The following is a 21,954-nucleotide window of genomic DNA, read 5'->3' as shown; positions in this document are numbered from 1 at the left end:
CTCTCCTCTTTGCAAGGAATGAATCAGCAAAGCTCAAACGCCGCTAGTCATTTATGAGTGCATGACCTAGCCCACGACCTCGGATCCCGCGAACAGCGCCCGCAGATCGACCGTGTCGCGATCGCCCAGGGCATCGCCATGTTCATCGAGAAATCCGTCGGCGGCGGCCTGTCCAGCCTCTTTCATCCGCGCCAGAAGGCCGGGCGCGGGCATCATCTTGGACCGCGCGGTCAGGTCATTCATCAGCGTGTCGTCCAGGATCATGTGGATCAGCGGATTGGCCATGACGCGATCGTGCAGCCGATCCTCCTGGTGCAGCTTCTTGACGAAGTTGATGGCGCGAAGCTGCGCCATCAGCGACGAGTTGAAGCTGATCTCGTTGACCCGATCGGCGATCTCGACCGGTGTCTTCGGCACCCCGTCGCGCATCAGCGGATTGATGTTGACGATCACGATGTCACGCGGAAAGCGCGGCTGATAGAATGGAAACAGCGCCGGATTGCCGGTGAAGCCGCCATCCCAGAACGCATCCAGCTTGCCAGTGGCCGGATCGCGGATCTCGACCGCGCGGAACAGGTTCGGCAGGCAGGCCGATGCCATCACCGCGTCGGGCGTCACCGCCTCGCCGGTAAAGACCCGGATGCGACCGGTGCGGACATTGGTGGCGGCGACGAACAGTTCGGGGCCCCGCCTGTTGCCGAAATCGCAATGCGGCAATTCGCGCAACACCGGCCCCAGCGGATTGACGTAGAAAGGTCCGTAATCATAGGGGCTGAAAATGCGGGTCAGATTGTCCAGCCATGCGGCGGGCGAGAACATCTCGGTCAGGCGGTGCATTCCGCGCGGCATCGGCATCAGCGAATTCATCCAGCGAACCAGGCGGTTGTCGGAAAGCTGCCCGACCTCGGACCACAGGTAGTCCAGGTTGCGCCGGGCGGCGAGCCTGCCGGCGGGTCCCGAATGCGCCGACAGGCCGGCCTTGAGCGCGGCCCCGTTCAGCGCCCCGGCCGAGGTGCCGCTGATCCCCGCGATGCGCAGCCAATCCTCGTCCAGCAGCCGGTCCAGGACGCCCCAGGCGAAGGCCCCATGGGCGCCTCCGCCCTGAAGGGCCAGATTGATGCTTGTCTCTTTCATGCCACGATCCGCCATTTCGCACCCGCAGCATAACCAAGCCCGATCCCGGCGCAAGTCCGGCCTTGTCCGGCCGGATTGGCTGCCGCCACCGCCGCAATCCCTGCCGTGAAGGCCGGGTCATCCGCGCGACGGCCATGGATCGGGGCCGCCAGCCAGCCACGCGATCCGGCCAGCGGGGGGCCGCCGCGCTCAGCAATAGGCTTGCGGTCCGTTGGACATGGCGGGACCGTAGCGCGCGCCGTGCGCCCAGCCGACCGGCAGGATCTGGTCGATCCGGGCGATCTGATCCGGCGTCAGATCCAGCGTCGCGCCAAGGGCGTTGGCGCGCATGTGATCGGGACTGCGCGATCCGGGCAGCGCGATGACATGCGGTCCGCGCGACAAGAGCCAGGCAATCGCGAGGCTTGCCGGATCATGGCCGATATCGCGAGCGAAGTCCTGAAACGCTCGCAGCCTGACCAGATTATGCGGCCAGTTCTCGGCCGAAAAGCGCGGCATCGCCTGCCTCAGATCGGTCTTGCCGAATGTCGCGGGATCGGGGATGGCGCCGGACAACACGCCGCGTCCCAAGGCCGAAAACGCGACAAGGGCCGCATCGCCGCGACCCGTCGCCTGCAACATCCCCAGTTCCACCTGCCGCGTCCACAGCGAATATTCCGACTGCACCGCCGCGACCGGCCCCACCGCCCGCGCCCTCTGCAATGTCGCGGGCGAAACCTCGGACAATCCCACGGCACCGATCTTGCCCTCGTCGCGGAACCGCAGCAACACCTGCATCACCTCCTCGATGGGGCGCGCGACTTCGTGGCGGTGCAAGTAATAGAGATCGATCCGCTCGACCCCCAGCCGCCGCAGCGAATCTTCCAGCGCCTGCCGCATGTGGTCCGCGGAATTGTCGAAAGGGTGATCGGGATTGCGGGTGATCCCGCATTTGCTGGCCAGAACGACCCGGTGGCGGTGATGCTTGAGAAACCGCGACAGCAAATCCTCGGCCCGGCCCATTCCGTAGACATTCGACGTGTCGAAATGATCGACGCCCAGGTCCAGACATTCCGCCATGCAGCGCAGGGCCTGATCCTGTGTCGTCTCGCCATAGGTGCCGCAGAAATTCATCGTCCCAAGGGCCACCGCCCCCACCATCGGACCATTCTGCCCCAGTTGCCGCTTCTGCATCCGCATCCCCCGCCTTGTCGCGCCGCGATCAAACCCTGACGCCGGGGCGGCCGCAAGCCGCGCGAAGGCTTCTTTCGGCCTGATCCCGGCGAAGCGCGGCTTCGACGCCGGCGGGATCAATCGTCGGACTGCGCCTCGGCCCGGGTCTTGCCCGCGACATCCAGCGCCAGCGTCGCCGCCATGAAGGCGTCCAGATCGCCGTCCAGAACGCCCTGTGTGTCGCTGGTCTCTTCCGAGGTGCGCAGATCCTTGACCATCTGGTAGGGATGCAGCACGTAGGAGCGGATCTGATTGCCCCAGCCGGCCTCGCCCTTGGCCGCGTGCTGGGCGTTGACCTCGGCGTTGCGACGATCCAGTTCCATCTGATACAACCGCGCCTTCAGCGCTGCCATGGCGTTGGCGCGGTTCTGGTGCTGCGATTTTTCCGAACTGGTCACGACGATCCCGGTCGGCAGGTGGGTGATCCGCACCGCCGAGTCGGTCGTGTTCACATGCTGCCCGCCCGCGCCCGAGGACCGATAGGTGTCGATGCGGATTTCGTTGTCGGGCACGGTGATCTCGATATTGTCGTCCACGACCGGATAGACCCAGACCGACGAGAACGAGGTATGCCGCCTGGCCGCGCTGTCATAGGGGCTGATGCGGACCAGCCGGTGCACGCCGCTTTCGGATTTCAGCCAGCCATAGGCGTTGCGCCCGCTGATCTTGTAGGCGGCGCTTCGGATGCCCGCCTCGTCGCCGCCGGTCTCGGACAGAAGGTCGACCTCATAGCCCTTCTTCTCGGCCCAGCGGACATACATCCGCGCCAGCATCGCGGCCCAGTCGCAGCTTTCCGTGCCGCCCGCGCCTGCGTTGATTTCCAGAAAGGTGTCATTGCCATCCGCCTCGCCGTTCAGCAGCGCCTCAAGCTCTTTCTGCCGGGCCAGTTCGGCCAGCGATTTCAGGTTCGCCTCGGCCTCGGCGACCAGATCGGCATCGCCCTCTGCCTCGGCCAGTTCGACCATCTCTGCATTCGCCGACAGATCGCCCTCGATCCGGCGATAGGTCTCGATCGCATCGGACAGGGCCTGCCGCTCGCGCATCAGCTTCTGCGCGCGCGCCGGATCGGACCACAGATCGCCATCCTCGATCATGGCGTTCATCTCTTCCAGACGGTGCGGCGCGGTCTGCCAGTCCAGCCGCTGGCCCAGCAGGCTCAGCGATCTGCGGATCGTGTCGATTGTGGACTGCGTCTCGGCGCGCATGGCAGAACCCCCTGGAATTCAGGCGCGACAGATAACGCGGGGGCGGGACGGGAACAAGTGGCCGGGCCTTCAGCGCGCGAGGCGCAGCGGAATCAGCCCGCGCAGCGCGTTGCCACAAAAGAGATCGCCCCGGTGCAGATCATCCGCGTGCAGGACGGCCTCATGGGCGCGGCCCGAAGACAGCAGCGATGCGCGCAGCACACCGGGCAGCAGCCCGCAGGACAAGGGCGGGGTCAGCAGCCGATCGCCCCGACGCAGGAAGATGCTGGTGATCGTGCCCTCGCAGACCTGGCCGCGTTCATTGAGCAGGACCGCCTCGTCGCAGCCCGCGGGCATCGCCCGGCGCGCCGCATCATAGGCCGGGCGGTGCGAGGACTTGATCCGCAGCCACGGATCGGCGCTGTCCAGCCGGATATCCGAGACGACCGCCCGCCAGAAATCCGGGTTCGGCGCCAGCGGCTGATGCGTCAGCCCGGTCCCCGACGCATCGACGGTCAGGCGCAGGCGCAGCACGCCACGACGCGGGATCCCTGCCAGCCGCGCCGCCAGCGCATCTTCGTCCACGGCAAAACCGACGGCCGCGCAATCGCGCCGCATCCGGTCCCGATGCAGGGACCACAGCGCGATGCGGCCATCCTCGGCCCGCATCGTCTCGATCACGCTCAGCTTTTCGGGGACAGGTCGAGGAATGCGGATTTGCAAAGAGCTTCCTCCCATTCGGAACCGGCGCGGCTGTCATGGGTGATGCCGCCGCCGACATTCAGCCGCAACAGGCCCGGTTGCGTCATGACCGGCGATCGGATGGCGACGCTGAAACGCATCGGCCCGGCCGGATCGACCCAGCCGATGGCGCCACAATAGACATCGCGCGGCGCCCGTTCCAGCTCGGCGATGATCTGCATCGCGCGGATCTTCGGCGCGCCCGTGACCGAGCCGCAGGGAAACAGCGCGCACAGGATATCGGTCAGGCTGGTGCCGGGCGCAAGCCGGCCCGCCACGGTCGAGGTCATCTGATGCAGCGTCGCATAGGGCTCGATCCGGAACAGGTCCGGGACATGGACGCTGCCCGGCAGGCAAACCCGGCTGATGTCGTTGCGCAAAAGGTCCACGATCATCAGGTTCTCGGCCCGGTCCTTCTCCGAGCCGGCCAGACGGGCCGCGGCCTGCGCATCCCCGGCCGGGGTCGCGCCGCGCGGGGCCGTGCCCTTCATCGGTCGCGTCTCGATCCGGCCCGCGGCATCGGCGGCAAAGAACAGCTCCGGGCTGCGCGACAGCACCACCGGCCCGCCCAGATCGACAAAGGCCCCCTCGCCCACCGGCTGCCGCGCGGCCAGCGCCGAATACAGCGCCAGCGGATCGCCCGTCGCCCGCGCCTCCATCGGGAAGGTCAGGTTGACCTGATAGCAATCGCCCGCCTCGATATAGCGATGGGTCGCAGCGATCGCCCGGTCATAGCGATCCCGCGACCACAAGGGCCGCGGCGCGCCGATCGCCCCGCCGGGGGCGGGCAAAGGCAGTGCCGGGCGCGGGCCGTCGAACACGCCGATCAGGATCAGCGGCATGGCGCGGCCCGCAGGCATCAGCGGCGCCAGTTTCGGATCCAGGACATAGCCCAGCTCATAAGAGAAATACCCCGCCAACCAACGGCCGCGCGCCCGCGCGGATTCGATGGCGGCGAGGGCCGGGATCACGCCCGCCGCCGTATCGGCGCGGATCACGGCTTGCGGGGCCTCGAAGATCGTCCCGCCCGGCAAGGGACCGTGATCGAAGCGGATCACCTTGCCGCCCTGGCCTTCTGGGCCAGATCGCGGGCGATGCCGAAGGCCCCCTTGATGCGGTCCGCATCCGAGGACCAGTCGCGGCGGATGACGATCTTGTTGCCGTCCACCTTTGCCTGTCCGTGCTGATCGGTCAGGAATTCGACCAGCCCGGCCGGATTGGGGAACTTGTCGTCATGGAACTGCACCGTGGCGCCCTTGGGCCCCGCATCCAGGCGCGCGATACAGGCACGTTTCGCCATCGCCTTGATGCGAATGACCAGAAGCAGCGTGTTCACCTCGCGCGGAAGCGCCCCGAAACGGTCGATCAGCTCGGCCGCGAAGCCTTCCAGCTCGACCTTGGTGGTCAGGCTGGCGAGGCGGCGATAGAGGCCCAGCCGCACGTCGAGATCGGGAACATAGCTTTCGGGGATCGTCACCGGCACACCCAGGTTCAGCGTCGGCGCCCATTCGTCCTCGGGCGTGCCCTCGATCTCGCCCGACTTCAGCTTGGCGATGGTTTCCTCCAGCATCTGCTGGTAGAGTTCGAAGCCGACCTCCCTGATATGGCCGGATTGTTCCTCGCCCAGCAGATTGCCCGCCCCACGCAGATCCAGATCCTGAGAGGCGATGTTGAACCCCGCGCCCAGGCCGTCGATCGCACCCAGGAATTTCAGCCGCCGCAGCGCCTGCGGGGTCAGCGGCGCGCGCGGCGTGGTCGTCAGATAGCAATAGGCGCGGGTCTTGGATCGCCCGACGCGCCCCCGGATCTGATACAGTTGCGCCAGCCCGAACATGTCCGCCCGCCAGACGATCATCGTGTTTGCAGTCGGGATATCCAGCCCCGATTCCACGATGCTCGTGGCCAGCAGCACATCATGGCTGCCGTCGTAGAAGGCGTTCATCCGCTGATCCAGATCGCCGGCGGCAAGCTGGCCATGGGCGACGATGAAGCGGATTTCGGGCACGTTTTCGGCCAGCCAATGTTCGACATCGGGCAGGTCCGACAGGCGCGGCACGACGAAAAAGCTTTGCCCGCCGCGATATTTCTCGCGCAGCAGCGCCTCGCGGATGGTCACGCTGTCGAATTCGCTGACATAGGTGCGGATCGCAAGCCGGTCGACCGGCGGCGTGCCGATCACCGACAGGTCGCGCACGCCCGTCAGCGACAATTGCAAGGTGCGCGGGATCGGCGTGGCGGTCAGGGTCAGGACATGGATGTCGCTGCGCAGTTCCTTCAGCCGTTCCTTGTGGGCGACGCCGAAATGCTGTTCCTCGTCGATGATCAGCAAACCCAGCCGCTTGAACCGCACCCCCTTGGCCAGCACCGCATGGGTGCCCACCACGATATCGACGCTGCCATCGGACAGCCCCTCGCGGGTCTTCGCGGCATCCTTCGCACCGACAAAACGCGACAGCGGGCGGACGACGATCGCACTGCCCCGGAAACGGTCCGCGAAGGTCCTGAAATGCTGCCGCGCCAGCAGCGTGGTCGGCGCGACCACCGCCACCTGCATTCCCTGGCTTGCGGCGATGAAGGCCGCGCGCATCGCGACCTCGGTCTTGCCGAAGCCCACATCGCCGACGATCAGCCGGTCCATCGGCCGGCCCGCGGCCAGATCCGCGGCCACGTCCTCGATTGCGGCCTGCTGGTCGTCCGTCTCGCTATAGGGGAAACGCGCGGCAAAGGCCTGCCAATCGTGGTCCTCGGGCTCCAGCACCGGGGCGGGACGCAGCAGGCGTTCGGCGGCCACGCGCATCAGCTTGTCCGCGATCAGCTTGATCCGTTCTTTCAGTTTCGCCTTGCGGGCCTGCCACGCGCCGCCGCCCAGACGGTCCAGCAGACCTTCCTCGTGGCCATAGCGCGACAGCAATTCGATATTCTCGACCGGCAGGAACAGCCGGTCCCCGCCCGCATATTCCAGCGCCACGCAATCATGCGGCACGCCGGCGGCCTTGATCGTCTCAAGCCCGGTATAGCGCCCGATGCCATGTTCGACATGGACGACCAGATCGCCGGGCGTCAGGCTGGTCGTGTCTTGCAAGAAATTCTCGGCCTTGCGGCGTTTTTTCGCGCCCCGGATCAGCCTGTCGCCCAGCACGTCCTGTTCCGAAATCACGGCGATCGGCCCAAGCGCCCGACCTTCGGCCACGAAACCCTCGTCCAGCGGCCACACCGCCAGCCCGAGCGCACCGGCGCTTTCCGGCAGATCACGAATATCGCCGATCTCCCTGGCGCCGGTCAGTCCCTCATCGGCCAGCAGGCCGGCCAGACGGTCCCGCGCGCCATCCGAAAAACTGGCCACGATCACACGATGATCTTTCGATAATGCCTTTATATGATCGGCCAGAACCTTGAACAGGTTGAGATTTTCAGACTGGCGTTCCGGCGCGAAATTGCGCCCGGGACGGCCGCCGGCATCCAGAATGCCCGGCCCGGGCGGCTGCGCCAGCACCGACAGGCGCAGCACCCGGTGCGCGTCCAGCCAGCCGGCCCATTCCGTCTCGGGCGGAAAGATCAGATCGGGGGGCACGGGCTTGTAGACCGTGTCGCTGCGCCCCTTGGCCGCCAGCGCGGCGCGGCGGGCCTCGAATTGTTCGCGGATCATCTCGCGCCGCGCAAGGGCCACCTGCCCCAGATGGTCGTCCAGAACGACGGATGCGGCGGGCAGATAGTCGAACAGGCTTTCCATCCGGTCGTGGAACCAGGGCAGCCAATGTTCCATTCCGGCCATCTTGCGGCCGGCGCTGACGCCTTCATACAGCGGATCGCTGGTGCCGCCGCCATATTCTGCGCGGTAACTCTGTCGAAACCGGGTGATCGACGGCTCGTCCAGGATCACCTCGGACATGGGCGCAATCTCGACCCGGCTCAGCTTTTCGGTGGTCCGCTGGGTTTCGGGGTCGAACCGGCGCGCGCCGTCCAGCACATCGCCGAACAGGTCCAGCCGGACGGGACCGGATTCGCCGGGCGGAAAGATGTCGATGATGCCGCCCCGGACTGCGTAATCGCCCGGCTCGGTCACCGTTGGCGATTGCACGAACCCCATCCGGACCAGGAAGTCGCGCAAGGCGGCCTCGTCGATTCGCTGACCGACGCGGGCCGAGAAACTGGCCCCCGCCACCAGATCCCGCGGCGGCACCCGCTGCATCGCGGCGTTCAGCGTGGTCAGCAGCACGAAAGGCCCCCTGATCGCGCCCTGCGCCAACCCCGCCAGCGTCGCCATCCGTGCCGCCTGAAGATCGGCCGATGGCGAGATCCGGTCATAGGGCGTTGTGTCCCAGGCCGGAAAGTCCAGCACCGGCAGGGCGGGCGCAAGGAAGGCCAGGGCCGCGCGCATCGCCTGCATCCGGCGGTCGTCGCGGGCGATGTGGATCACGGCCGCGCCAGTGCCGGATTGCGCGGCCTCGCGGGCGATCAGGGCGGCATCATAGCCCTCGGGGGCGCCGGAAAGGGTCAGTTGTTCGGACATGGCCCGTCAGGTAAAGCGCCGCGCCGCGGAGTCAAGCGTCACAGCCCGTTGGGGTGAACCAGCGCCCAGAGCGCGCCCCAAAGCGCGGTCGCCGCGACCGACACGACCGACAGCAGAAGGACCAGGCGGCGGTGCCGGTTCATCAGCCGGACCGCCCCGGCGGCGACATCTGCGATGGGGGTCTCGCCCGCCTGCCCTGCCTGCAACAGCGGGATCAGCCGCCGCGCCAGGCGGACGCGCATCCAGAACAGCGCCATGAACGGCGCCATCAGCAGCGCCAAAGCCTGCGCCATCTCCAGCTCGTAGCCGAAGCCCAGAATGGCCAGCGAAGTCAGCAGAAACGTGGTCACGCCCGACACGATCGCGCCCTCGCGCCTGCCAAGCTGCCATCGCGGCAGGGTCAGCGACAGCCAGTCCAGCAGCGTGATCGCGGCCAGCCCTTCTTCGGAGGCATCGCGGACCGAAGCGCGACGGGCAGCGGCCAGCACCTCGACCGGGACGCCGATCACGTTGCGGCCGGTGGCCGACCACATCCCGACCAGAGCCAGCCAGAACCAGATGGACCCGAAAGAGCGGCTGTCGAGAAAGCTGATCAATCCGTCGAATTGCGGCACGTCCGCGCCTTCCTTGTCCTTGGCTGCGCGCGACCTTAGAACGGGCGCGCGGGAAGGGAAAGCAGTTGCCTTTCCCGGCCGCCGCCGCGAAAGGACCCCGCCATGGCCAGCCCGATCATCGCCCCCTTCCCCGCTTCGCGCCTGCGCCGCCTGCGCCGAACGCCCGGCCTTCGCGCCATGGTCGCCGAGACCAACCTGACATCCGCCAACCTGATCTGGCCGATCTTCGTCACCGAGGTCGCCGGCGCCGAGGGCGAGATCGCATCCATGCCCGGGGTCGAGCGGCTGACACTGGACGGCGCGCGGCGCGCTGCGGAACGCGCCGCCCGCCTGGGCATTCCGGCGATCTGCATCTTTCCCCATTCGGATCAGGACCTGAAGACGGAAAGCTGCGAACGCGCCTGGGATCCCGACAATATCGGCAACCGCGCGATCCGCGCGGTCAAGGAGGCGGTACCCGATCTTGCCGTGATGACCGATATCGCACTGGATCCTTATAACGCCAATGGCCATGACGGCATCGTCGTGGATGGCGAGATCCTGAACGACGAAACGGTCGAGGCGCTGGTCAGGATGGCACTGGTCCAGGCCGAGGCCGGGGCCGACATCCTGGGTCCTTCAGACATGATGGACGGCCGGATCCGCGCGCTGCGCACGGCGCTGGAGGCGCAGGGCCACAAGAACGTGGCGATCCTGTCCTATGCGGCGAAATTCGCCAGCGCCTTCTATGGTCCGTTCCGCGATGCGGTGGGCGCCACGGGACGGCTGGTCGGCGACAAGAAGACCTATCAGGTCAATCCCGCCAACCGGGGCGAGGCGATGCGCTGCGTGGCTCGCGATCTGGCCGAGGGCGCGGATATGGTGATGGTCAAGCCGGGCATGCCCTATCTGGATATCTGCCGCGCGGTAAAGGACGAATTCGGCGCGCCGACCTTTGCCTATCAGGTCAGCGGCGAATACGCGATGCTGGAGGCCGCGATCCGAAACGGCTGGCTGTCGCGCGAGGCGATGCGGGAAAGCCTGCTGTGTTTTCGCCGCGCCGGCTGCGACGGCATCCTGACCTATTTCGCGCCCCAGATGGCCGAACTGGCCGCGCAAGCGGGCTGATCGGCGGAAATCCGGCGCACGGCCGGACATCCGCCCGAATCCGCCACCTTGTGCAGTGCGGCGATGACAGGGCGCGGCGAATGGCATAGGCTTGCGGCGAAGGCCGCGCCATGACGGCCATAATGCGACGAGGCAAGAGACAATGACAACCATGCACTTGATGACGCGCCGCACCCTGCTGCTGAGCGCGGGCGCGGTTCTGGCCACGGCCACGCTGGGCGGATGCAGCAATGCGGTGGGCACGGATGCGGCCGCACAACTGGATGCGCGTGTCGATGCGACCCGACAATATCTGCTGCAGACCTATCCCGCCGCCGCGCCGATGGTCGAGAATGCGCGCGGTGTGCTTTACATGCCGCTGATGACCGAGGCCGCGCTTGGCGTCGGCGGCGCCTATGGCCAGGGCGCGCTGCGGATCGGCGATGCGACGGTGGATTACTATTCCGCGACGCAGGCCAGCGTCGGCTTTCAGGCCGGCGCGCAGCAATACGCCCATGTTCTGATCTTCCAGACCGACGCGGCGCTGGCCGCTTTCCGCGCCGCTCCGGGCTGGGTCGCGGGCGCCGATGCCTATTACGCGGTGCCCGCCGGGGGCATGTCGCTGGGGGCCGATACGATCACCGCGCAATATCCGGTCGTGGCGATGATCTTCGGCCAGTCCGGGCTGATCGCCGGTGCCGCGATCGACGGGACGAAATACAGCCGCATCATTCCCTCGGCCCTGCTGACGATGGCCAATCGCAACATGCCGTCGCTGGGGCTGCCGCCGGGCTGATCGACCGGCAGGGACGGAATCGGGCGACCTGCGGGGCGTGAAGGATCACGCCGCTGTCAGGTGCCGCAACCCACGGGTGACGTCGGCGCGCACCGCCAGCCGCAAGGCGGGTTCATCGCCGGCGCGCAGCGCGGCCAGGATCATGCGGTGATGGCGCGGCGGCTCCTGCCGTTTCACCCGGCCATAGAGCGCCCGCATGGTCGGCCCCAGTTGCAGCCAGATCGTCTCCAGCATGGCCAGCATCGCCGGGGCCTGCGCGCGCAGATACAGCATCCGGTGAAAATCCAGGTTGCAGCGGATGTAACCCACCGAATCGTGGCGTTCGACGGCATCGGCGATGCGAGCATTCATCTGTGCCAACCGGTCGATCAGCGCAAGATGCGCCCTCGGCAGGGCGCGGGCCGCCAGTTCCGGCTCGATCAGGGCGCGCAGGGCGGCAAGTTCCTCGATCCGGTCATCCGACAGCGCCGGCGTGGTGACGCGGCCCGAGCCCGACAGACTCAGCGCGCCCTCGGCCACAAGGCGCCGCACCGCCTCGCGCGCGGGGGTCATCGACAGATGGTATTCCTGCGCGATTCCGCGCAGGGTCAGCGGCTTGCCGGGCGGCAATTCGCCCAGCATGATCCGGCTGCGGAGGCTGCGATAAAGCCGCTCATGCGCGGCGGGGTCGGACGATCGGGACGGGGTCATGCGCGCCTTGTGATCACAAATGCGCCGCCCGTCAATCCCGCCCGTCAATCCCACCTGGCAGGCCGATCAGACCGAATCGAAGCGCCAGATCAGCAGATCGCCGCCATGACGCCGCAGCCAGGCCCGACAGGTCCCGTAACCGGGCTTCAGCGCCTCGACCGCGGCCCAGAACCGGGGCGAGTGATCCATATGCGCCAGATGCGCGACTTCGTGGGCGGCGACGTAATCCAGCACCTCGGGCGGGGCCATCGCCAGCCGCCACGAGAACATGATCCGTCCGTCCGAGGTGCAACTGCCCCAGCGTGATCGTGTGTCACGCAGGACGATGGCGCGGAACGGCCTGCCCAGCCGCGCGGCATGGCGGTCGCAGGCCGATCCCAGACGCTGATGGGCCAGATGTTTCACGAAGGCTTGAACGACGGGTCCGGCCGGTCGGTTGGCAGGCAGCATCAGGCGATCGCCCTCGATCCGGGCAAGACGGGTCTGTGCAGGGGTCAGGATCAGTCTCCGGCCCTCGATCGGAAAGGCCGTCCCGATCTGAACCCGCTGAGGCTGCGGCACGCGCCCGCTGGCCCCGCGCAGCCAGTCGAGCCGCGATTCCAAGAAGGCGCGCCCCTCGGCCTCGGGGATGTGACTGGGCAGCGTCAGCACCGGCGCACCACCATCGCGCGGCACCCGCAGAATCATGCGCCGCGCCCGCGCCGAGCGGCGCAGAAGGACGTGCAGGCCGTCCTCGATCCGGATGCTTGCGGCCATGTCCCGCCCCTTCTGCCCGACCGGCCGGCGCGCAGCTTGCAACGCCGCGCGGGGCCTGTCAGAAAAGCCTTTGACACCCCTCTGGCGCTGTGGCAGGGGGACCACCGATTTCCCTAAACGCGGCGGAAGGAGAATGCCATGCCCAAAGAGGAATGGGGCACGAAACGCCTGTGCCCGCATTGCGCAACGCGCTTTTACGATTTGCAGAACGATCCGATGACCTGTCCGGCCTGCGGGGCCCAGTTCACGCTGGAAAGCCTGACCGATGGACGCGGCAAGACGCTGGTTCCGGAAAAGGCCGCCTCGCGCGACACGAGCGAGGCCGCCGAGGAAGAGGACGACATCGACAGCGACAGCGGCGATCTGGACGACGACCTGCTGGAAGAGGAGGACGACGACGGCGACGTGTCGCTGGACGATATCGCCGACGTCTCGGACGACGACGAGGACTGATGCGATTGCGGGGGCCGGCTGCGGGGCCGGCCCTTCTTGCCCTGCCCCGACCAAGGATATCCCGATGGCCCTCAACGCCTATGCGCCGCTGATGCGCAGCGTTCTGCGCATTGTCAGCGCGCTGACGTTCTTCGCCCATGGCACACAGAAGATTCTCGGCTTCCCGGCCAGCAACCTGAATCCCCCTGCCCTCTCGCTTCCCTGGATTTCGGGCATCATGGAGCTGGTTGGCGGCGCGCTGCTGATCGTCGGATTGTTCACCCGTCCGGTGGCCTTTCTGCTGTCCGGCCTGATGGCGGTCGCCTACTGGATCGCCCATGCGCCGCAGGGTCCGTTTCCGGCCCTGAACGGGGGCGATCCGGCGATCCTGTATTCCTTCGTATTCCTCTACCTGGTCTTCGCCGGCCCCGGCCCGCTCAGCGCGGATGCGGTTCTGGGTCGTGACAAATAGTCGTTCAGGGCGATCGAACACGCGCAGGACGGGATCTTGCATCCCGTCCTTTTCCCTGTCGCGGCCTGCCACCGGATTACCTCGGGATTTCGGACCGGCCCGGCGAATTTTCCACTTGCACCCTCTTCGGCGCGCCCCTATAGACCGCCCCACGCAAGCGCAAAGCAGCGCCCGCGCAGACCTCCGGTGGGGCCATAGCTCAGTTGGTAGAGCGCTTGAATGGCATTCAAGAGGTCAGGGGTTCGACTCCCCTTGGCTCCACCAGGTTTTCCCGAAAATGATACCTGCCAGATCGTCTCGACTTTTTGTCACAACGATGAACAAGGCAGCCGCGTCTAGTCCGGGATCATCGGTATCTGACTGAACAGAGGCGCATCTTTTTTTCCATCCTTGCGGCGAACGGCAAGTCCGAGCCCCTGTTTTCAGGCACAACACTGACGCCGATTGACCCCTTCCCGAAAATCGTGCCGTGATAGTCAGGTGTTGACCTAATATGTTCCGCCCGCCTAGTTCTGGCTGATGGCCAACTTTGATACCGTGATCGAAACAACATTCAGCGCACTTTCCGACCCGACGCGGTGCGCAGTGGTGAAAGCCCTCAGCCAAGGACCGGCGGCGGTCTCGAAGCTGGCACAGCCCTTCGACATGGCCTTGCCATCCTTTACACAGCACTTGGCAGTTCTGGAGGACGCTGGGCTTATCTCATCGGAACGGCAGGGACGAACGCGCATCTGTTCTCTTGATCCAGATGCACTTCGCAGGGCTGAAGATTGGCTGGCAACATACCGCCGGCAGGCAGAAGAACGCCTCGATCGTCTTGAGGCACATCCGGACCAGCAAAAGAAGGATAATCCCGATGACTGAAAAAGTCAGAAGCACAGCAAAGGATTGGTCATCGGCCCCGCTTGATCGTGAAATCGTCATCACCCGCGTGGTAGACGCGGATCGCGCAACTGTCTGTGCGGCGTGGACGGATCCCGAACAGATCGTGAAATGGTTCGGGCCGGAGGGTTTCAGATGCAAGACTCATGAAATCGACATCCGGACGGGCGGCGTGTGGCGGTTCGACATGACCTCACCTGATGGCACGAACTTCTCGAACGGGATGGATTTCGTCCGCGTCGAAGCTCCGGACCTGATCGAGGCGGTCCATGGCAAGGACGAAGCCAACGATCCGGATCGGTTCCGTCTGCTTGTAACCTTTGATGAGCAGGAAAACGGAAAATCGGTCGTTACCCTGCGACAGATCCATCCGACGCCGGAACGCCGGAACACCGTCATTGCCTTTGGCGCCGTCGAACTTGGTGGTCAGACCCTCTCGAAACTGGCTGCACAAGTCGAAAGCCGGTGACTGATTGGCAAAATCGGACGTGAACCGTCAGATGCCCCGCATCCGTGCAAATTGGCGATGCTGCCTGCGAAACCCTTTGCCGGCGATGGAAAAGCGACCGGTCAGGCCCCGGCCTCGATCCGCTGGCTGCGGCGACGCAGGGCCATGGTGACAAGCGGTATGACCCAGATCAGGATCGTGAAGGCGCCCAGGGCGCCCGAGACGGGGCGATCAAAGAACCCCACGATACCGCCATCGGACTTGATCACTGTCGCCATGAAATTGTCCTCGAGCATCGGGCCGATGACGATGCCCAGGATGGCCGGCGCGATCGGGAAGCCGTTTTCCTCCATGAGAAAGCCAAGAACCCCCAGCACCAGCATCACGGCGATGCCGAAGACGCTGTTGGTGATGGCGAACGAGCCGACGATGCAGAACAGCAGGATCACCGGCATCAGCAACCGCGCCGGGGTCTGAACGACGAACCTGGCGCCGCGGATCGCGAAATAGCCCAGCACCAGCAGCAAAAGATTGGACAGGAAGAAGGTCAGGAAAATGGCATAGGTCAGGTCGGCCTGCTGGACGAAGACCATCGGACCGGGGGTGATGCCCTTCATGAAAAGGACGCCGACCGCGATGGCGGTCACGGAATCCCCCGGAATGCCGAAGACCAGCGCGGGGATCCAGACACCGCTGAGCGCCGCATTGTTGGCGGCGCCCGCCGAGGCAAGTCCCTCCGGATGACCGGTGCCGAACTTCGCGGGCGTCCGAGAGATCTTCTTGGCCATGGCATAGGCAACCCAGGCAGCGATATCGGCGCCGGCGCCAGGCAGGATGCCGATAACGGTTCCGATCAGGCTGCCCGAAACCAGATGCCGCTTGTTTTCGCGCACCATCTTCCACTGACCGCCATAGACGGTGGAATTGGATTTGGGTGCGGAACTGGTCTGGTGCGACGCGTTCATGGAAAAGCGCAGTATTTCGGTCACGGCGAACATGCCGATCATTGCCGGAATGAAACTGACCCCGCCCATCAGGTCGACCGATCCGAATGTGAAACGCGGGTAACCGCCGGTCACATCGATGCCAATGGTCGAGATGAAAAGACCGATCAGCAGTGACACCAGCCCCTTGATCGGCGAGCCGCGCGAAATGATGACAGAGCAGCTAAGCCCCAGAACTGCCAGCCAGAAATACTCTACCGTGCTGAACTGAAATGCGAATTCGGCAAGGAAGGGCGCCCCGAGGGTCAGGATGATGGCGCCCACGAAGCCGCCGAAGACCGAACTGACCAGCCCGATCCCAAGCGCCCGCTCGGCCTCTCCGCGCAAGGTCATCTGATAGGCGTCATCGACATAGGCGGCCGAGGCTGGGGTTCCGGGGATGCGCAGCATCGCGCCGGGAATGTCTCCGGCAAAGATCGCCATGGCGACGGCGCTGACGATAGAGGCGATCGCCGGCAGCGGATCCATGAAGAAGGTAAGCGGCACCAGAAGGGCCGTGGCCATCGTGGCCGAAAGCCCCGGAATCGCCCCGACAAACAGGCCGAAAAGCGACGAGGCGATGATGACGCCAAGCACCGAAGGATCGGCGATCATGGTGAAAGCGTTGAGAATGTTGTCCATGACGTGCCCCTTGTCGACCTACCAGGCGACCGATTGCAGGATGCCCCACGGCAGAGGCACCAGAAAGACCTTGCTGAACAGGGTGTGGATCGCCAGCGATGCCGTTACCGACACCAGGACCGAGGTCATCACGTCCACCCGCAGCGACAGCAGGAATGCCAGAAGCATCGCGATGCTGAGGACAGGAAACCCGATCACGTCCAGCAGCGGGATGAAGCTTGCCGTTCCCAGCAGCACGATCGCCACCCGGATCAGACGGCGGTGGTCGGAAATCCAGTCGCCCGGTTCGGCCAGTTTTGGCCGCGGCCTCGCGATCATGTCTTTCACGATGAGAACGAGCGAGCAGAGGATGAGGCCCGAGGCCACGATCATGGGCAACAGGCCTGAACCGATGGACAATCCCGGGATCAACGGAAAGCGGCTGGCTTCCACCAGGATGGCTGTCGCAAACAGCAACAGCACGAAACCTGTCAAACGGTCACTGATCTTCATGTCGTCTCCCGCAAGTTACCCCGATTTCCGACGATGATCCCTGCCGGATCGTCCGGGCGGTAATCAGTCCGCCCGGGCGGCGTACCGGTCGCGGCCGGTGGCGCGAGGGTCGGGGATGATCCGGCGCAACGGCCTGTGGCCGATGCGCCGGGCTGGCTATTTGGCGAGGCCGGCGGCCTTCATGACCATGCCGTTGGCAGCATCGGCATCGGCCATGAATTTGCCGAATCCCGGTCCGTCCAGCCAGACCTTGCCGAAACCGCGTTCCGCCATGAAGGCGGTGAATTCTTCGGATTTCCAGGCAGCTTCCAGCGCGGTCGAAAGCCTGGCGACGACATCGTCGGGCAAGCCGGCGGGCCCGGCCAGGCCACGCCAGGTGGAAACCGTCAGATCAATTCCGGTCTCTGATTTTACGGTCGGCAGATCGGGCACGTCGGCAAGCGGCTCGTCCCCCATCACCGCAAGCGACTTGACCTTGCCGGCCGAAATCAGCGAGGCGGCCTCGGGATAGGAGGATGCGACGATGTCGACGCCGCCCGACACCAGGTCCTGCAGGCCCGCGGCCGCGCCCTTGGATGGCACCCAGGGCACCGTGTCCGGAGCAAGGCCGCTTTCGACCAGCAGACCGGCCATGGCAAGGTGCCAGATGCCGCCCTGACCGGTTCCCGAAGCCTTCATCTTGCCCGGATCGGCCTTGGCGGCCTCGAGAAAGGCCGGAAGCGTATCGAATTCGGAATCGGCGCGAACGTGGAAGGCGGCCGGGTCCGCATTGAACAGCCCGATCGGAGTATAATCCGAATAATCCAGATCGGTCAGGCCCGCGTGCCGCATCATGGCGATCTCGACGGTCACGGTGCCGATCGTATAGCCGTCGGGCTGCGCGTTGGCGATTGCCGAATGGCCGACAACGCCCGATCCGCCGTCACGGTTGACCACGTTCACGGGAACCCCGAGTTCCTGTTCCATCAGCCCGGCAAGCATCCGGCTGGTGGCGTCGGTGCCGCCGCCGGCGCCCCAGGGCACGATCCAGGTGATCGGCCGCTCGGGATATTCCGCGAGGGCGGACTCGGACAGAACAAACGTTCCGGCGGCAAACGCGGCCGCGCCGAGGCCGAGAGTGAAGAAATTGCGAAGCATGAACATCCTCCTTACATGCATTTGATTGTGACCTATCCGCGCTCTTCGGTGCGGTTCCGGTCGTGAACGAAGCGACATGGCGCTTCGAAACTTGATCCTATGACGGCTTTCCGGCTTTTCGACCTCACGTTAGCGATCTTCTTCGGACCGTGTCATGGCCGGGCCGCGGCGAGCGGCGGGAAGAATAGTGCATATCGCCGTCCCTCCTGTCTCGATCCGTTTCAACGGAACGCGCCCGGCATCAGGGTTCGCGGCAGCCAGAGCGCCAGTTCCGGCACCAGAATGATCAGCAGCAGGATCAGCAGCATCGGCATCAGGATGATGACGACATCCCGCATCACCTGCGCGACGTTCATTCCGCCTATCGCGGCCGAGATCAGCAGACAGAGCCCATAGGGCGGCGTCACCAGTCCGAAGGCCAGCGAGACGATCCCGATGATCGCGAAAACGACCGGGTGGATATCGGCCGCGGCCGCCACCGGCAGCAGCACGGTGCCCAGGATGATGATGGTGGGAATCGCATCGATGAACAGGCCGAAGAACAGGAACAGGGCGGCAATGACGATCGCGGTTCCGAAAGTGCCGAACTGCAGGCTGGTCATGCCCTCCACGATCAGCCGGGGCACGTTGAAGAAGGCCAGCATCCAGCCGAATGCGGAGGCGGTGCCGATCGCGAACAGCGAGATCGAGGCGAACCGCCCGGTCTCGTAGAAGATGCCACCCAGATCGCGCAGCGAAACCGTGCGATAGACGAACATCCCCAGGATCAGGGCATAGGCCGCGGCGATGATGGCGCTTTCGGTCGGTGTCACGATGCCGCCGACGATGCCGCCGATCACCAGAATCGGCGTCAGCATCGCCAGCGCCGCACCCTTCAGCGCGTGCCAGAACTCGGACCAGTTGGGGCGGCCCGCCCTGGGGTAGTTGCGGACCTTGGCATAGGCATAGACCGTCCCCATCAGCGCCAGGCCGATCAACAGGCCGGGGATGGCGCCAGCCAGGAACAGCGCCCCGACAGAAACCTGCATCACCCCGCCCCAGACCACCATCAGGATGCTGGGCGGGATGATGACGCCCATCACCGACGAACAGGCCGTGATGGCGATGGCAAAGCGGGTATCGTAGCCTTCCCTGACCATTGCCGGGATCAGGATCCTGCCGCAGCCGGCCGCATCGGCGGTCGACGATCCCGAAATGCCGGCAAACAGCATCGACACCGCCACATTCACATGTCCAAGCCCGCCGGGCATCCAGCCTGTCAATACTCTGGCCAGTTCGATCAGCCGGTCGGTGATCTTGCCCGAATTCATCAGATTGGCGGCCAGCAGGAAGAACGGCACCGCCAGCAGGACGAACGAATTATAGGACTGAAACATCCGGTCCAGAACGATGAACGGCGTCAGACGGATATCCAGAAGCACGATCGGAACCGTGGCGATGCCAAGCGCGAAGGCCACGGGCACGCGGATCAGGACAAGAAGCAGAAACCCGCCAACCAGGACGGCGCTGGCCAAACCTGTAGACACGATCATGACGTGACCTTTCGCGATGCGCGATAATTGCTGAAAGTCTCGGCCAGGCGGTAGAATGCGAAGATCGCCCAGACCGCGCCGGCGATCGGCACCGAAATGAAGGTGACAAGCTTGTTGGCCTGCATCATCACGGATCGCTGCAAGGCGCCGAACCTCGCATATTCAAGACCGTACCAGGCGAAAAGCAGGGCGAAGCAGCCGATCAGCAGGAACACGACGCCCTGCTGCAGAAAGATTGTCAGCGGGCGGCTTGCGTCGGGCGTCACCCGGACATCGAAATGGGTGCCTTCCCAGACCGCGATCATCGACCCGATCATGACCACCCAGACGAAGATGAAGGTGGCGAGTTCCTCGGTCCACAGATAGACCGGGATCATGCCGGTATATCGCGCGATAACCTGCATTCCGACCGGAATGGCCAGTATCGCCGTCATTGCGCCCAGCAGGATGCGCAGCACCTGGCAAAATCCTTCAAGCATCCGTTTCACGCCGTCTTCTCCCCCCTGCCCTCGCGGCCTGTCCCGCGCTTTGAAAAGCGCGTTGCGGACGATGCCGCCGCGAGGGCGTTCCAGCTGTTCGGACCCCGATCACATGCCGCGGATGGCGGTCAGCAAATCGGTCGCACCCAGGCTTTCGGCATAGGCATCCTGCACCGGAACCACCATTTTCAGCAGTTCGTCGCGACCTTCGAATTCCAGGACGGTCAGTTGGCCGGCATCGACCATTTCCTGCAGTTTCTCTGCATCCTCGCGGGATTCCAGTTCGCGTCCGAAGGCTCCGGCCTCGTCGCCGGCTTCCAGGACGGCGGCCTGCAAATCCTCGGGCAGATTGCGGAAAGTCTTGCCGCTCATCACGATCGGGCGGACGGTGATCGCGTGGCGAGTCAGCGTCAGATAGGGCGCGACCTCATAGAACTTGAGGTTCTGGATGCTCGCAGCCTCGTTCTCGAACCCGGCGATGACGCCGGTCTGGATGGCGTTGTAGACCTCGTTATAGGCAATCGCCGAGGGCGCGGCGGTCAGCGCCGAAAAGATCTGGGCCTGGATCGGGGCCCCCATGACGCGCATCTTGAAGCCGTTCAGTTCTTCCAGATTCTGGATCGGCGCGTTCGAGATGATGTTGCGCACCCCGCCCCCGGTATAGCCGATCACCATGATGTCGGCCTTTTCCAGAAGCTCGTCTTCCAGCGGCTTCAGGACATCGCTGGACAAGACCGCCTCCCACTGGGCCTGGTCGCGAAACAGGAACGGCATGTCCATCAGCGGGATGGACGGCGCGAAAGTCGCCATGTTCGACGGCGCCATGATCGTGTAGTCGATCGCGACACCCTGCTGCAGGAACGTCACGTAGTCGGCTTCGACCCCCAGTTCGCCGTTCAGGCGCAGGTCGAATGTGACGTCGCCGTCATATTTTTCGTTCACCAGTTCGGCAAAACGGCGCATCGTCTTGGTGAAAGCATGGTTCTCATCGAACATGCTGGCACCGCGCAGCGTGATCTCCTGCGCGCTGGCGGCCGAAACCGTGGCCACGAATGCACAGGCAAGGCCGACGCCACGCAGCAGCGTTCCGGCGGAAAAGTGGTTTGTCATGTGTTCCTCCTCGAAAATTCCGGGGCGCGAGTCCGTTGGCCCGGCGCGGCAGGTCGAAGCTTCAGTCAGGGCTGAACGGATCGACCAGACTGCCGTATTGATTCGGACTCCCCCTCCCCATCTTTGCACTAGCATGTTGTCTTCTAGTATACCAGATCAATCTTGCCGAATGGTCCTGCTGATCGACGGGTCGGGACGTTGATTGTGCAACGCCCTTCAGCCCCCTTGCCAAAAGCGGAAGGATGGGACGATCGGGCCTGACGGCTGCGGCAAAGCCTGTTGCCCGACCCTGTCTCCGCGACGGTCCGGCACATGGGCGCGGCCCGTCCCTGCCTCAGGAGAACAGCATCCCGCCATTGATGTCGACATTGGCTCCGGTGATGAAACCGGCTTCGTCACTGACCAGGAAATACACCAGATTGGCGACATCTTCCGATGTCCCCTGGCGCCTGACCGGCGATGCCGCCTCGACGTTGCGACGCACCTCGTCCTTGGTGTGGATGTTGTGAAAATCGGTGTCGATCATGCCGGGGCAAAGCGCATTGACGCGAATCTTCGGACCAAGTTCCTTGGCAAGACCGCGCGTCATCGTCATCACCGCGCCCTTCGACGCGCCATAGGC

The 21,954-nt window shown here is 65.0% G+C and carries 22 protein-coding genes and 1 tRNA gene; 7 read left to right on the top strand and 16 right to left on the bottom strand.

The features are described from left to right. Positions 1 to 66 precede the first annotated feature (66 nt). From B4A72_RS01235 to B4A72_RS01205, 7 genes are all read right to left on the bottom strand, one after another. The gene (locus B4A72_RS01235; protein ID WP_292977977.1) at positions 67 to 1,134 is read right to left on the bottom strand and encodes a patatin-like phospholipase family protein; all 1,068 of its coding nucleotides are present in this window, start codon (positions 1,132 to 1,134) and stop codon (positions 67 to 69) included. Positions 1,135 to 1,323: 189 nt separating this feature from the next. Beyond that, positions 1,324 to 2,313: an aldo/keto reductase gene (locus B4A72_RS01230; protein ID WP_292958900.1), complete on the bottom strand. Its 990-nt coding sequence runs from the start codon at positions 2,311 to 2,313 to the stop codon at positions 1,324 to 1,326. Positions 2,314 to 2,423: 110 nt separating this feature from the next. Next, positions 2,424 to 3,551, bottom strand: coding sequence for a peptide chain release factor 2 (gene prfB, locus B4A72_RS01225; RefSeq protein ID WP_292958902.1), 1,128 nt, complete (start codon positions 3,549 to 3,551; stop codon positions 2,424 to 2,426). Between the two features lie 69 nt (positions 3,552 to 3,620). Continuing rightward, positions 3,621 to 4,211 (bottom strand): aminotransferase class IV, encoded by a 591-nt coding sequence (locus tag B4A72_RS01220; RefSeq protein WP_292958904.1) that lies wholly within the window; start codon positions 4,209 to 4,211, stop codon positions 3,621 to 3,623. 2 nt (positions 4,212 to 4,213) lie between these two features. Further along, a complete protein-coding gene (locus tag B4A72_RS01215) occupies positions 4,214 to 5,329 on the bottom strand; it encodes an aminodeoxychorismate synthase component I (protein WP_335662088.1) in 1,116 nt (371 codons plus the stop codon). Beyond that, entirely contained in the window at positions 5,326 to 8,781 is a 3,456-nt protein-coding gene (gene mfd, locus B4A72_RS01210) for a transcription-repair coupling factor (protein ID WP_292958906.1), read from the bottom strand. Before mfd ends, B4A72_RS01215 begins: the two co-directional genes overlap by 4 nt. A gap of 38 nt (positions 8,782 to 8,819) precedes the next feature. Beyond that, positions 8,820 to 9,395 carry a hypothetical protein gene (locus B4A72_RS01205; protein WP_292977976.1) on the bottom strand — a complete coding sequence of 192 codons (576 nt, stop codon included), beginning with the start codon at positions 9,393 to 9,395 and terminating at the stop codon, positions 8,820 to 8,822. 102 nt (positions 9,396 to 9,497) lie between these two features. Between B4A72_RS01205 and hemB the strand changes: the two genes are divergently transcribed. Both hemB and B4A72_RS01195 read left to right on the top strand, forming a co-directional pair. Beyond that, positions 9,498 to 10,502: a porphobilinogen synthase gene (gene hemB, locus B4A72_RS01200; protein ID WP_292958910.1), complete on the top strand. Its 1,005-nt coding sequence runs from the start codon at positions 9,498 to 9,500 to the stop codon at positions 10,500 to 10,502. Between the two features lie 160 nt (positions 10,503 to 10,662). Then, a complete protein-coding gene (locus tag B4A72_RS01195) occupies positions 10,663 to 11,277 on the top strand; it encodes a YSC84-related protein (RefSeq protein WP_414692479.1) in 615 nt (204 codons plus the stop codon). A 45-nt stretch (positions 11,278 to 11,322) separates the two neighbouring features. Here B4A72_RS01195 and B4A72_RS01190 read toward each other — a convergent pair whose 3' ends face one another. Both B4A72_RS01190 and B4A72_RS01185 read right to left on the bottom strand, forming a co-directional pair. Beyond that, positions 11,323 to 11,967 (bottom strand): GntR family transcriptional regulator, encoded by a 645-nt coding sequence (locus B4A72_RS01190; RefSeq protein WP_292958912.1) that lies wholly within the window; start codon positions 11,965 to 11,967, stop codon positions 11,323 to 11,325. Positions 11,968 to 12,033: 66 nt separating this feature from the next. Beyond that, entirely contained in the window at positions 12,034 to 12,723 is a 690-nt protein-coding gene (locus tag B4A72_RS01185; protein WP_292958914.1) for a M48 family metallopeptidase, read from the bottom strand. A gap of 138 nt (positions 12,724 to 12,861) precedes the next feature. On the opposite strand from B4A72_RS01185, the gene B4A72_RS01180 reads away from it, so the two are divergent. From B4A72_RS01180 to B4A72_RS01160, 5 genes are all read left to right on the top strand, one after another. Then, on the top strand, positions 12,862 to 13,176 hold the full coding sequence (locus B4A72_RS01180; RefSeq protein ID WP_292958916.1) for a TIGR02300 family protein: 315 nt from the start codon (positions 12,862 to 12,864) through the stop codon (positions 13,174 to 13,176). 64 nt (positions 13,177 to 13,240) lie between these two features. After that, positions 13,241 to 13,627 carry a DoxX family protein gene (locus B4A72_RS01175; RefSeq protein ID WP_292958918.1) on the top strand — a complete coding sequence of 129 codons (387 nt, stop codon included), beginning with the start codon at positions 13,241 to 13,243 and terminating at the stop codon, positions 13,625 to 13,627. Between the two features lie 188 nt (positions 13,628 to 13,815). Then, a tRNA-Ala gene (locus B4A72_RS01170) sits at positions 13,816 to 13,891 on the top strand. A 255-nt stretch (positions 13,892 to 14,146) separates the two neighbouring features. Then, positions 14,147 to 14,491: an ArsR/SmtB family transcription factor gene (locus tag B4A72_RS01165; RefSeq protein WP_292958920.1), complete on the top strand. Its 345-nt coding sequence runs from the start codon at positions 14,147 to 14,149 to the stop codon at positions 14,489 to 14,491. Further along, positions 14,484 to 14,978, top strand: coding sequence for an SRPBCC family protein (locus tag B4A72_RS01160; RefSeq protein ID WP_292977975.1), 495 nt, complete (start codon positions 14,484 to 14,486; stop codon positions 14,976 to 14,978). The genes B4A72_RS01165 and B4A72_RS01160 overlap by 8 nt, the downstream gene beginning before the upstream one ends. A 101-nt stretch (positions 14,979 to 15,079) precedes the next feature. Here the strand turns inward: B4A72_RS01160 and B4A72_RS01155 are convergent, their stop codons facing one another. From B4A72_RS01155 to B4A72_RS01125, 7 genes are all read right to left on the bottom strand, one after another. Beyond that, complete coding sequence (locus B4A72_RS01155; protein ID WP_292958924.1) at positions 15,080 to 16,582, bottom strand: tripartite tricarboxylate transporter permease; 1,503 nt, start codon at positions 16,580 to 16,582, stop codon at positions 15,080 to 15,082. Positions 16,583 to 16,600: 18 nt separating this feature from the next. Continuing rightward, positions 16,601 to 17,074 carry a tripartite tricarboxylate transporter TctB family protein gene (locus tag B4A72_RS01150; protein ID WP_292958926.1) on the bottom strand — a complete coding sequence of 158 codons (474 nt, stop codon included), beginning with the start codon at positions 17,072 to 17,074 and terminating at the stop codon, positions 16,601 to 16,603. Between the two features lie 156 nt (positions 17,075 to 17,230). Next, positions 17,231 to 18,211: a tripartite tricarboxylate transporter substrate binding protein gene (locus tag B4A72_RS01145; RefSeq protein ID WP_292958928.1), complete on the bottom strand. Its 981-nt coding sequence runs from the start codon at positions 18,209 to 18,211 to the stop codon at positions 17,231 to 17,233. Between the two features lie 221 nt (positions 18,212 to 18,432). After that, positions 18,433 to 19,743: a TRAP transporter large permease gene (locus tag B4A72_RS01140; RefSeq protein WP_292958930.1), complete on the bottom strand. Its 1,311-nt coding sequence runs from the start codon at positions 19,741 to 19,743 to the stop codon at positions 18,433 to 18,435. After that, positions 19,740 to 20,201 carry a TRAP transporter small permease gene (locus B4A72_RS01135; protein ID WP_292958932.1) on the bottom strand — a complete coding sequence of 154 codons (462 nt, stop codon included), beginning with the start codon at positions 20,199 to 20,201 and terminating at the stop codon, positions 19,740 to 19,742. The genes B4A72_RS01140 and B4A72_RS01135 overlap by 4 nt, the downstream gene beginning before the upstream one ends. 129 nt (positions 20,202 to 20,330) lie before the next feature. Further along, a complete protein-coding gene (locus B4A72_RS01130; RefSeq protein WP_292958934.1) occupies positions 20,331 to 21,332 on the bottom strand; it encodes a TRAP transporter substrate-binding protein in 1,002 nt (333 codons plus the stop codon). 334 nt (positions 21,333 to 21,666) lie between these two features. Beyond that, a partial coding sequence (locus B4A72_RS01125; protein ID WP_292977974.1) for an SDR family NAD(P)-dependent oxidoreductase occupies positions 21,667 to 21,954 on the bottom strand: 288 nt, incomplete at its 5' end.

The sequence above is a fragment of the Paracoccus sp. UBA5162 genome (assembly GCF_002413585.1).
Classification (GTDB): Bacteria; Pseudomonadota; Alphaproteobacteria; order Rhodobacterales; family Rhodobacteraceae; genus Paracoccus.
This window is presented reverse-complemented; position numbering and strand designations above follow the sequence as displayed.